Raw genomic sequence first — 12510 nt, 5'->3', positions numbered from 1 at the left:
AATTTAAAATGGATTTATTCAATCAAGCTTCCAGCATGAATCTCTTGCCTTTTGATGGCGAGGTGCATTATTATGGTTCCATAATGAATACGAAAATAGCACGCCGTTATTTTGAAACGCTACAAGAGAATATAGAATGGGAACATGACAAAGCCCTTATTTTTGGGAAATTGATTGTTACTAAACGTAAAGTGGCGTGGTATGGCGCTAAGCCTTTTCAATATACTTATTCAAAAATAACGAAATCTGCGCTACCATGGACCCAAGAGCTTTTGGAACTAAAGGAACTTATTGAGAACCGAACTGGCGAAACCTTTAATTCCTGTTTGCTAAACCTTTACCATAACGGTACAGAAGGTATGGCATGGCATAGCGATGGGGAAAAAGATCTAAAAAAGGAGGGTGCTATTGCGTCGTTGAGTTTGGGTGCTGAACGCCCTTTTTTGTTTAAGCATAAGGCAACAAAACAAACCGTTTCCGTTTTTTTGGAAAAAGGGAGTTTGTTGATTATGAAAGGTAAAACACAGCAACATTGGCTTCATAGGTTGCCTCCCACCAAGAAAGTAATGGTGCCACGGATAAATTTAACATTTAGGACCATTGTGACCTGATGAACCGCATACATAATAGAAGCGATTACTTTTTAATTTCCATTGTTGCGCATAGATTGGCCACTACAAAAGCTAAAACACCTTTCTTTTTTACTAAAACCTAGTAAACATGCGCGTTAGGGATAGTAGTGGAAATCCTTTTTGTGAGGCACGAGCAAAAAGATTGTAACGAATAGCCCGACCAGTTCCTGAACTTGTTTCAGGATAAAGGTAACGCCCAAACTTTATTTATTTGATTATAGGGATTTGGCATTTCTTTGTTGTAATTTTGCGCACAAGTAAATCGCCTTATCGCTCAAATTTTAATTTGGGAGGAAAGTCCGAACACCGTAGTGCAATATAGTGGTTAACGGCCACCAGTCGTGAGGCTAGGACAAGTGCAACAGAAAGTATGTACAGGTAATGCTGTAGTGAAACCAGGTAAACTCTATATGGTGCAATGCTATGTAAACCAGCGCCCATTTGGTAAAGGCTGCACGCTTGATGCTGGAGGGTAAGCAGCTAAAGTGTATTGGTAACAGTGCACTCAGATAAATGATAAGGGCTTTTTGTTTTTTATGGATTTTTTTATAAAAAATAAGACGTACAGAATTCGGCTTATAGATTTGCTTGACCAAACAGGCTCCTTGATTTTTTCGGGGAGCTTTGTTTTTTATGGGATTAACGAGTAACTGCTTTTGGCGTTTGAACTCTAAATCTTTTATGGTTAAATATAGAAGGGTTGGTAAATCTGGCTGTTTCCCACACCGTACCGTTTTTCTAAAGGGCATGCACTAAATTTACAGCTCTCAAAACCTGAGACAAGTAGCTTTTTGCCAATACTTTGTTCATTTGCTTTCCTGGTTTTTTCATGTTTTAGTGGTCAACCTATAGATGCATGAAATCGATAAATGGTGGTGTTTTATTGTTTATAAAATTATTACATGTCGTTAACCGATTTTAATTAGGTTTTTAGCGAATTAAGCACTTTACACCATCTTAAATTGAAAACTATTACTAAATTTACACCGTAATACAAAATTGAATTGATTAATAGCATCATTAATTTAATTGTATAAAATGTTTAATAACGGTATTTTTTTTAATCTCTCAAGGCTATCCATTTCAAATTAATAGATAGGATATTGTTAAAAACATTTCATCTCAATTACTATTAAGTTTTTAATTAATCATATTTTGTTTATGTACAAAAGAGGGAATTATCACGACAACATACTTGCCAATTACCGTAGCATCATGCTAGGGGTTGCTGGATTTTGCTCGTTTTTAACCTTTCTTTTTAAATTTAATAGCGAGCAATAAGCGCAGTTATATAGATGTTGACCAAAACTAAAATTTATTTATCATCCCCACACATGGGCGGTTCGGAGCAAAAATTTGTTAACGAAGCCTTTGATACCAATTGGATAGCGCCCTTGGGACCTCATGTTGATGGTTTTGAAGCTGATATTCAAACCTATTTAGGTAACGATTGTGAGGTTGCCGTACTAAGTTCGGGTACTGCGGCCATTCATTTAGCGCTTCAGCTTTTGGGTGTTTCCAAAGATGATGAAGTGTTATGCCAAAGTTTTACGTTTTCCGCATCGGCAAACCCCATTTTATACCAAGGAGCCATTCCTGTTTTTGTTGATAGTGAACCAGATACATGGAACATGTCCCCAGACTTATTGGAACGTGCCATAAAAGACCGTATCGCCAAACACAAAAAACCAAAGGCCATTGTCGCTGTGCATTTATATGGGATGCCCTATAATGCCCAAGCCATAAACACTATTGCAAACAAATATGAGATTCCGGTAGTAGAGGATAGTGCCGAAGCTTTGGGAAGCACGTATTTTGGTCAAGCATGCGGTACCTTGGCAGACCTTGGCATTTTATCCTTTAACGGCAATAAAATTATAACCACCTCGGGTGGCGGTGCGCTGATAACCCACGATAAGGCCCTAAAGAACAAGGCAGTATTTTTATCTACCCAAGCACGCGATAATGCCCCACATTATGAGCACTCATCGGTAGGTTTTAATTATAGGATGAGCAATGTGCTAGCGGGCATTGGACGCGGGCAAATGGAAGTGCTTGATGCACGAGTTGCGGCCAGAAGACGTCATTTTAATTTTTATAAAGACCAATTAGCGGTTTATCCTGAAATTTCCTTTTTGGAAGAACCCACAGGTAGCTTTTCCAATAGATGGCTTACCTGCATTACAACCGATTCGTACCGTAAACGTGAAGCCATACGATTGACTTTGCTTGAAGACGATATTGAATCCAGACCCTTATGGAAACCTATGCACATGCAGCCCCTTTTTAAGGATTGTTTGCATTTTACAGATGGTACCTCGGAAGCTCTTTTTGAAAAAGGGCTTTGCTTACCTAGCGGCTCCAATTTGAGTCAAGACGATTTGGACCGTATTATTTACCAACTCTCAAAAACCCCCAGCTTATGATACATCATTATTTTACCTATCTTTCTCAAAAATACGCTTCTAAATGGCTTGTTTTTGCTATCGATTTAATAACTGTATTGGTTACGTTTTGTGCCTCTTATCTAATTCGGTTCAATTTTAGCCTAAATTTTGATATCAAACAATTTTTGTTCCAATTGCCCTTTGTATTGGTTGTTGCCGCTGTAAGTTTTTTAATTGTGGGCTCTTTTAAAAGTGTGATACGCCATACAGGATTTACCGATGTGGTTAATTTGTTCAAATCGGTTGCCATCATGTCGTTATTTACCATTTTGTTTGTTTTGCTAAACCGCGAATTGAACTTTATAGCCGATTTTACCATACCACTTTCCATATTAGTGATGCATGCCTTAATGAGCTTTGTGTTTTTAAGTGCCAGCCGATTGCTTTTTAAAATGACCTATAACCACTTGAAATGCAAATATGTAACTTCAAAACGTGTGCTTATTTATGGTGCGGGCGATTCTGGCATTGTTACCTACAATGCTTTAATTAGCAATGTTAGGGAACGCTTTGATGTGGTTGGGTTTATTGATGATAACCATCGTAAAAACGGTAAAGCCATTAACGGTATTTCCATTTTCCATAAAAATAAGGTAACCCAAGCGTATGTTGATGCCCACCAAATAGATGAAATTATTGTAACTTCAGAAAACATCAATAAAGATAGCTTGTTAAGTTTGGTGAACCTTAATGTGAAGATTACCAAAGTGCCACCCATTGAAAACTGGATTAATGGGGAGTTGAACGTACGCCAAATAAAACAAGTACAAATTGAAGATTTGTTAGGACGTGCGCCCATACAAATTGACAACCCCAATCTTTTGAATGAATTTTATGGCGAAACGGTATTGGTTACCGGTGCCGCAGGGTCAATTGGTAGCGAATTGGTGAAACAACTTGCCCAGTTTCAAGTGAAGCACTTGGTGTTGGTAGATCAAGCAGAATCGCCTTTATACGATGTGCAGCAAGATTTGAAACAAAATGGCAAACATAACTATACGGCCATTGTTGCCGATATACGCGATGGTTTGCGCTTAGATGCTATTTTTCAGGAGTACAAGCCTACCATGGTCTTTCATGCCGCAGCTTATAAGCATGTGCCCCTTATGGAAGCATCGCCTTACGAGGCCATTAAAATTAATGTGTATGGCACAAAACTATTGGCCGATACCTCATCGCGCTACAACGTTAAGAAGTTTGTGTTTGTATCAACCGATAAGGCCGTAAACCCTACCAGTGTGATGGGTGCTACCAAGCGTATGGCCGAAATGTACATTAGCTGTTTGCAAAAGGAAAGTAAGACCAAATTCATAACCACCCGTTTTGGAAACGTATTGGGCTCAAACGGTTCGGTGATTCCGCTGTTTAAAAAACAAATTGAAAAAGGTGGCCCTTTAACGCTCACGCATCAAGACATTACACGGTATTTTATGACCATCCCAGAGGCGTCCCAATTGGTATTGGAAGCAGGTACCATGGGTAAAGGTGGTGAAATATTTATTTTTGATATGGGCGAATCGGTTAAGATTTATGACCTTGCCAAAAACATGATTAAATTATCCGGATTGCGTTTTCCTGAAGATATCGATATTAAAATTACCGGATTGCGCCCAGGTGAAAAACTGTATGAGGAATTATTGGCCAATGGCGAAAATACCCTGTCAACCTATCATAAAAAAATATTGATAAGCAAAACGAGGGCTTTAGATACCCAAACCGTTAAGGCCGAAATCGAGGAATTATGCATAACCAATCGTTTTCAAAATAACAATATCGTGATGAAAATGAAACGCCTAATACCTGAATACAAATCGAATAACTCTGATTATGAACGTTTTGATAAGCATGTTCAAATTTATAAAAAAGCCAAAGAGGTTGCAACAACCGAAGCAGTGGATATAAGCTCAAAAAGCATCTAGTTTAACCCCTTGAACAATAGCCAATAACTAATTATAAAAACCAAAAAAAATTAGTACTTTTCCCCAAATATTCTATTACTAATGATTCAATCTTATTTACCTAACAAGTTTATTGTTTTATGTTGTGCCTTAGGTGTATTGGTTACATCGTGTGCTACCAAACAAGATGTCGTTTATTTTCAAAATGCCAAAAGCTTTGAAACCGTTGTGGATACCGATACCTTTAAAGCCAAACTAAAAGTTGGCGATATAGTAAGCGTGTATGTTTCCACTTTGGATCCTTTGGTTACCGCGCCCTACAATATTATTATTGCCAGTGGCAGTGGGGGGCAATTAATAGACTATTTGATAGATGTTGATGGCAATATTGATTACCCCGTTTTGGGTAAACTTAAATTGGTAGGTTTAACGGTAGAAGAAGCCAAAGAACTTATAAAAAAGAAATTCTCGGAAGGCCAGTTGCTTAAAGACCCCGTAGTAATGATACGGGTTTTGAACTTTAGGGTTACCGTTGCCGGCGAAGTGCGCTCGCCCGGTGTGTACCCGGTTTCTGGAGAACGTGTATCCATATTGGAAGCCCTAGGGATGGCCGGTGATTTAACCATTAAGGGCCGTAGGGACAATGTGTTGGTAATCCGCGATTTTAACGGCACCAAAACCTATACCCGTATCGATTTAACCAATAAGGAAGTGTTCAACTCTCCTGTATATTATTTAACCCAGAACGATTATGTATATGTAGAGCCCAACAATTCTGCTATCAGTGGTGCTTCGGGTGATATAAGGATAGGCACCATCATTACCATTACTTCTTTTATATTAACAACAGCACTTATTTTTGTTACTAGAAATTAGTTGATTATGACAGACTTAAACACTTTTTCAAAGATAGATACCCAAAACGCCTTTAATTTAAAAAAAGCGGCCTCCATATATTTAAAGCGGTGGTTTTGGTTTGTTTTAAGCATTTTAATATGTTTAAGCATCGCTTATATTAATTTGCGTTATACCGCACCTTCCTACATGGCCACGGCAAAAATTATGCTATTAAGCGATAAGGATGCCTCCAGCCCCGGGGCCATTTTTAAGGATTTGCCGTTTTTTGCTGAAAAGGAAGATGCCAAAGTTGAGGATGAAATGGAGGTTATTATGTCGCGCGATTTTTTTCAACGTGTTGCCAAAGATTTACATTTAAACATTCAACATTTCGCTAAAGGACGCATTTATGATTCTGAAATCTATAACAATGCGCCCATAACCATTACTTTCATTGCTTCCGATTCCATTATCGATCGCGTAAGCTTTAGTTTTCATACGGAAATACTATCCAATAAAGACTTTAATTATTGGGTGAACGATGGTGATGACCCAAAGAAAATGTCGTTTGGGGAAAAAATCCCAACCGCCTTTGGTGGGATGATAATTACCCCAAGCTCTGCAAATATCGAGAATCATATAGGCTCCGATATCCGCACACAAATGTCATCCATTAACGCCATTGCCGAATCCTTAAAGCGTCGCATCAACATATTCCAAGAGGTTAAGGGGTCCAAAATAATCAATATTTCCATTCAAGACCCCATAGAACAAAAGGCCAAAGACATTGTTAACACCTTGATTGACCGATACAATGAGGCAACCATGGAACAAAAGAACATCAAATCGATCAACACGGCGAAATTCATAAACGACCGTGTAGAATTGATAGCCAAAGATTTAGTGGGTGTTGATGATAGTATTGTACGCTTTAAAACAGGCAATAAGGTTACGGATGTAGCCTCGGAAGCAGGCCAATTTTTAACGACCAGTATGCAAAACGAGCAGTTATTGGAACAGTCGAGAATGCAATTGCGCCAACTTAACTATATGGATTCCTCATTGGGCGAAACCAATTCCTTTACGCCCATTCCCTCAAACCTTGGTTTGGGCGATCCTACCATCGTTACGTTATCTTCAAAATACAATGAACTCATTACCGAACGGGAGCGTTTGTTAAAAAGTGCGGGTGAAAAAAACTCGGTGGTTATTCAGCTGGACCAAAACCTAAGGAGTTTAAAGGACAATCTTGCCCGTAGCATCCAAAACTCTAAAAAATCATTGGGCATACAAATCAATAGCTTTGAAAACCAATCGAATAGACTAAATTCCAAAATATACTCCGTTCCTGGACAAGAAAGTAAATTGCGTGGTATCGAGCGGAAACAAGGTATTAAAGAATCGCTTTACCTTTATTTATTGCAAAAACGTGAAGAAGCCGCTATTTCGTTAACGGCAACCACGCCCAGCTCCAAGGTTATCGATATGGCGTATAGCTCGGGAAGTCCTGTGGCGCCCAACAAAAAGATGTTTTATATAGCCGCTTTACTTTTAGGTTTTTTAATACCGTTTGGAATTATCTATATTGGCGATTTATTGGATACGAAAATACACAACAAAGAAGATTTAGAACGCGAGGTTAAAAATATTTCGGTTCTGGGTGAAATACCACGGGTTAAAACCGGATTAAAACAAACTGAAAGTTTATTGGTTGAGAAAAACGATCGTTCCATTTTATCTGAATCCTTTAGAATTATGCGCACCAATTTTGATTATGTACGACGTGGCCGAACCGTGGAACATTATGATAACGTTGTTTTTGTAACCTCGACCATTAACGGTGAAGGCAAATCGTTTTTTAGTTTGAATATGGCACTTACCATGGCCAACACCGATAAGCGTGTGCTATTGATAGGAGCCGATATTAGAAACCCCCAACTGCAAACAGCCATAAAGAAGCATCTTAAGCCCCATTCGAGTATGGTTGGTTTGACTGAATATTTAGTTGATAAAACTATTTTAGCCGGTGAAACCATCAATAGTTACGTGATTAACGACATCAAGATAGACATATTGCTTTCTGGAAAAGTACCGCCCAATCCAGCTGAACTATTAATGAGCAAGCGCGTTAAGGAACTGTTTGATTACGCATCCAACCAATACGACATCGTTATTGTAGATACCGCTCCTGCCATGCTTGTTACCGATACCTTATTGATTAGTGCCTATGCGGGACATACTATTTATTTAACAAGAGCAGGACATACCGAAAAGCGCGTTTTAAATTTTGCAAAAGAACTGCATAACGACAAAAAATTAAACGGTATGATGTTGGTAGTAAACGATGTGAGCCAATCAAATTTTGGTTATGGTGCCAAATATGGTTACTATGGCAAACCAGAAAAAAAAGGACTTTTTAAAAGAAAGGCTTAAATAACCGAAAATGTCGTATTTGTTTTATCAATTAAATACGGCATTTTTTTTATCAAGTTTTTATTCAACACAATGGCCGATAATTTTTCGATGTGTGTAAGGTTATGGGCATCGGTACCCGCAAAATCCATAAGGTTTTCTTCAATAAGGTAATGCGCTGTTTTTTCAACGCTCTTGCCATAATGGGTGCTTAACGACAACAGGTTGAGTTGAAAATGGCATCCTAGGTTTTTAAGTTTTTTATAATACGCTACATTGTTATGATAATAGGCATAACGTTCGGGGTGTGCCAAAACCGGTTCATAACCTTTGGTCTTGATTTTAAATATTAGCTCTTCCAATTGAATGGGCGGTTGGAAATACGACATCTCGATAAGCACGTACTTGCTTTTTAAGGTGAAAAGATTCCCCTCATCCAATAGTTTTTCAAAATGATTGTCCAGCATATATTCCGCAGCCGGATTTAAGGTAATGCCACTTAACATTTTTTTTGTCAAACTCCCTAAAAGCAACTGGTAGGCATCGCCAATGCTTTCATCGGTATTGGGATAAAAATCCTGCATGATGTGGGGCGTTGGTATAAACTGAGCGACCCCAAGTTCCTTCAAGCCTTTTATCAAACTTAAGGATTCCTTCACATTTTTTGCGCCATCATCAATGCCCGGTAGGATGTGATTGTGAATATCAACAAAACCTTCCAATAAATCTTTTAAGAAATGTTTTTTAGTGAATATTTGCAGCATCAGTAGGGTAGTTATGGGGCATTAAGCGGTTGGCCTATGAAGCGTAAAACTCAAAAGCATCAAGTATAATCTGGTCATCGACCAAACAATCTATTTTTGTTTTACCAATGGCTTCCAAGAGCACAAAATTTATATGGCCGTGGTTGTTTTTTTTATCGTACTTGAGCAATTCCATAATGGGGGCATATTCCGAGGGGTCGATGGTAACCTTGCCATAATAATCGGTAAACAACGCCTTAATTTCAATGGTCTCTTGTTTTGGGAACCCCGTTAATTCTGTTGAAATGTAACAGGCCATAATCATGCCCACAATAATGGCCTCTCCGTGCAACAGGGTTGTTTTGTTTGGATGGCTTAAAAAATACGATTCGATGGCATGCCCAAGCGTATGGCCAAAATTTAAGGTTTTGCGCAAATTGTTTTCTAAGGGATCCAATTCAACCACGTGTTTTTTAATCATTACCGATTCGTAAATCAACATGTCCAAATCATCCAATGAAAGTTTTGATAATGTTTTAAACTTGTTCCAGTAAGTACGGTCGCTTATAAGGCCATGTTTTAACATTTCGGCTAAGCCCGAGCGCATTTGGTTTTGTGGCAAAGTGTTTAAAAATTGTGTATCTATAAGTACTAAATCCGGATTGCTGATTACCCCAATCTGGTTTTTTAAGTTACCGAGATCTACACCTGTTTTTCCGCCTACCGAGGCATCGACCATGGACAAAAGGGTAGTGGGCACATTCACATAGGCAATACCGCGCTTAAAGGTGCAGGCTACAAAACCGCCCAAATCGGTAATAACGCCACCGCCAATATTGATGAGCACACTTTTTCTATCGGCATCCCCTTCCGAAAGGGTATTCCAAACCCCAACACAAGTATCGATGGTTTTATTAACTTCACCCGATTCAATTTCAATGATTTCAATGGCAATCGTTGTTTCCAGTTTTTCTAAAACAGTAGGCAAGCAATACTGATGCGTGTTTTCATCCACCAAAATAAAAATCTTAGAAAAATTACGCTTCCTAATATGTTCATTTAAAGCAGCATAGCACTGGTTGTTAAAATGTATCGTACATTGGGTTGTTGCAATAGAATCCATGAAATTAAACCTTTATTTTAAAGCCGTGAAATTAAGGAGATTTTACATAAAATGATAAGATACTCCTGATTATATTTGTATAAATTTTTAATTTATGAGTACTGAACGCATTTTTGATAATACCAAAATAGCCTTTGCATTAAAAAGCGATTCTGAGTTAGAGCGCGCTTATTTTTTGTTTAAAATGATTTCCATCGAACCGCTGGTACGTATAGGAACCGCGGCCACCAATTTTGCCATAAAGGCCCATTTGCCCATTGAAGGCTTGATACGCTCGACCGTTTTCGACCATTTTTGCGGCGGGGTTAATGAAGAAGATTGCTTGCCCGTAATTGACAAAATGTATGAAAAAGGCGTGAGCTCGGTATTGGATTATTCGGTTGAAGGTAAGGAAAATGATGCCGAATTTGATGCTGCCATGCACACAACACTAAATATTATCGATTTTGCAAGTGCCAAGGATGCGATGCCCATTGCGGTTTTTAAACCAACCGGTTTTGGCCGACTGAAACTTTTTGAGAAAGTAGGGAGTGGTGCTGCTTTAACTACCAGTGAAAAAGCCGAATGGGACAGGGTGGAGAACCGGTTTGATATGGTTTGCAAACGTGGGAAAGCCCACGATATTTCCGTACTTATTGATGCCGAGGAAAGCTGGATGCAAAATGCTTCGGATGCCTTGGTTACCAAAATGATGCAAAAATACAATACCGAAAAACCCATAGTATTTAATACGTTGCAAATGTACCGTTGGGACCGAATGGAATTCTTAAAAAAAGAACATGCACTTGCCATAAAAAACGGCTATTTTTTAGGGTTTAAACTTGTTAGGGGCGCATATTTGGAAAAAGAAAATGAACGTGCAAATGTATTGGGTTATCCATCGCCCATGTGCAAAAGCAAAGCCGAAACCGATGCCAATTACAATGCGGCCGTTGCCTATATGCTGGATCATTTAGACCGCATGTCGCTATTCTCGGGGTCGCACAACGAAGAAAGCTCGTATTTGATGATGCAAAAAATGGCTGAAAAAAACATTCCCAACCATGATGCCCGCGTTTGGTTCGGTCAACTTTACGGCATGAGCGACCACATCAGCTTTAACTTAGCCGCCCATGGTTATAATGTTGCCAAATACATTCCATTTGGCCCAGTACGCGATGTGATGCCTTATTTAATACGGCGCGCCGAAGAGAATACCTCGGTTGCCGGACAAACCGGTAGGGAGCTGGCACTTTTAACCAAAGAAAAAAACCGACGAAAATTGGTTTAATAAACCGCATTGAAAAATGGATTGGAGTAGAAAGATTAACGAATAACGAATAATTTTAGATCAGGGATTTTAAGATGGCCTTTATTTCTTGTGGTGTTTGGTAAGGGGTGATGTTTTTAAGTATTGTAAAATTTACTGGTTTTTTTTGTGTTTTGGGTTCCCTTGAAGAAACCAAAAAAATAGCGTTATGTTGGGTGGGTGTTAATATTTCATCTTTCGAAACGAGTTCTTCCTCAAATTTTTCGCCAGGGCGCAATCCTGTAATTTTCAGGTCTATGGTTTGATTTTTGTTTTTTTCAGCATACATACTTATTAAGGTTTGTACCACATCCATCAATTTAATGGGCGTTCCCATATCAAAAGTAAAGAGTGAGTTTTCGTTCATTTTAAACAAAGCTATTTGCACAATAAGGGCACAAGCTTTATGTTTGTCCATAAAGTAGCGGGTAATGCGCTCGTGTGTGATGCTTAAAGGGTGGCCGGACGCTATTTGATTTATAAAAAGTGGCAGTACCGAACCGTTGGAGCCCATGATATTGCCAAAGCGTGCAATGGAAAATTGGGTGCTTTCTTGAGGTTGCAACTGCATGATATACCTTTCGGCAAGGTGCTTTGTGATGCCCATTACGCTTTCAGGATTTACCGCTTTATCGGTTGAAATAAATACGAACTTTTTTACATCGTGTTTTATGGCCAAATCTGCCAAATGTTGGGTTGCCAAATAATTGGTTTTAACCGCCTCATAAGGATGCATTTCCATTAGCGGAACGTGTTTATAGGCCGCAGCATGAAATATAAGTGTGGGCTTGTAAACTTCAAAAAATCCTGTCATGACATCTGCATCATTGATGTTTGAAAGCACATATTCCAAAGAAGTTACTTCTTCTTTCTCAAATTCTTTTATAAGATTGTAAAGTGGCGATTCTGCACAATCGACCAATATTAGCTTGCGGTAGTTGCAAACAAGCAACTGTTTGGCAAGTTCACTACCAATGGTGCCCGCAGCCCCCGTAATTACAATGGTCTCGGTTTCAAAATTAAAGGCTTCGTAGTTTATTAAGGGCTGTTGGTAGTGGGGAATTAATCCAGAACTGACCATTAGTTGTTTGATGTGTTTGTAGGTTGCAGGCTCCATCAACGGTTATTGT

General features: G+C 38.8%; 9 protein-coding genes and 1 other RNA gene. 7 read left to right on the top strand and 3 right to left on the bottom strand.

Translation table 11 applies throughout. From position 1 onward, the window contains the following. Nucleotides 1-8 precede the first annotated feature (8 nt). The 6 genes from GQO80_RS02205 (at nucleotide 9) to GQO80_RS02180 (ending at nucleotide 8247) form a co-directional block, all read left to right on the top strand. Nucleotides 9-611 carry an alpha-ketoglutarate-dependent dioxygenase AlkB family protein gene (locus GQO80_RS02205; RefSeq protein WP_157206576.1) on the top strand — a complete coding sequence of 201 codons (603 nt, stop codon included), beginning with the start codon at nucleotides 9-11 and terminating at the stop codon, nucleotides 609-611. A gap of 275 nt (nucleotides 612-886) precedes the next feature. After that, nucleotides 887-1227, top strand: an RNA gene (gene rnpB / locus GQO80_RS02200) — RNase P RNA component class A. A gap of 739 nt (nucleotides 1228-1966) precedes the next feature. Beyond that, nucleotides 1967-3058 (top strand): aminotransferase class I/II-fold pyridoxal phosphate-dependent enzyme, encoded by a 1092-nt coding sequence (locus GQO80_RS02195; protein WP_317163204.1) that lies wholly within the window; start codon nucleotides 1967-1969, stop codon nucleotides 3056-3058. Then, entirely contained in the window at nucleotides 3055-4998 is a 1944-nt protein-coding gene (locus GQO80_RS02190; RefSeq protein WP_157206572.1) for a polysaccharide biosynthesis protein, read from the top strand. The genes GQO80_RS02195 and GQO80_RS02190 overlap by 4 nt, the downstream gene beginning before the upstream one ends. Before the next feature lie 81 nt (nucleotides 4999-5079). Further along, on the top strand, nucleotides 5080-5853 hold the full coding sequence (locus GQO80_RS02185; protein WP_157206570.1) for a polysaccharide biosynthesis/export family protein: 774 nt from the start codon (nucleotides 5080-5082) through the stop codon (nucleotides 5851-5853). A 6-nt stretch (nucleotides 5854-5859) separates the two neighbouring features. Further along, nucleotides 5860-8247 carry a GumC family protein gene (locus tag GQO80_RS02180; RefSeq protein WP_157206569.1) on the top strand — a complete coding sequence of 796 codons (2388 nt, stop codon included), beginning with the start codon at nucleotides 5860-5862 and terminating at the stop codon, nucleotides 8245-8247. On the opposite strand, the gene GQO80_RS02175 is transcribed toward GQO80_RS02180, so the two are convergent. Together GQO80_RS02175 and aroB are read right to left on the bottom strand one after the other, a co-directional pair. After that, nucleotides 8244-8990, bottom strand: coding sequence for a tyrosine-protein phosphatase (locus GQO80_RS02175; protein ID WP_157206567.1), 747 nt, complete (start codon nucleotides 8988-8990; stop codon nucleotides 8244-8246). The two genes, GQO80_RS02180 and GQO80_RS02175, sit on opposite strands and share 4 nt — an antisense overlap. Before the next feature lie 34 nt (nucleotides 8991-9024). Further along, on the bottom strand, nucleotides 9025-10092 hold the full coding sequence (gene aroB / locus GQO80_RS02170; protein ID WP_157206565.1) for a 3-dehydroquinate synthase: 1068 nt from the start codon (nucleotides 10090-10092) through the stop codon (nucleotides 9025-9027). A gap of 94 nt (nucleotides 10093-10186) precedes the next feature. On the opposite strand from aroB, the gene GQO80_RS02165 reads away from it, so the two are divergent. Continuing rightward, a complete protein-coding gene (locus GQO80_RS02165) occupies nucleotides 10187-11362 on the top strand; it encodes a proline dehydrogenase family protein (protein ID WP_157206563.1) in 1176 nt (391 codons plus the stop codon). Nucleotides 11363-11417: 55 nt separating this feature from the next. On the opposite strand, the gene GQO80_RS02160 is transcribed toward GQO80_RS02165, so the two are convergent. Next, a complete protein-coding gene (locus GQO80_RS02160; protein WP_157206562.1) occupies nucleotides 11418-12497 on the bottom strand; it encodes a polysaccharide biosynthesis protein in 1080 nt (359 codons plus the stop codon). Nucleotides 12498-12510 lie beyond the last annotated feature (13 nt).

It is taken from the genome of Mariniflexile maritimum (genome assembly GCF_009746565.1).
GTDB lineage: Bacteria > Bacteroidota > Bacteroidia > Flavobacteriales > Flavobacteriaceae > Mariniflexile > Mariniflexile maritimum.
The sequence above is the reverse complement of the archived record's forward strand: the minus strand, read 5'-3'. Positions and strand labels throughout refer to the sequence as shown.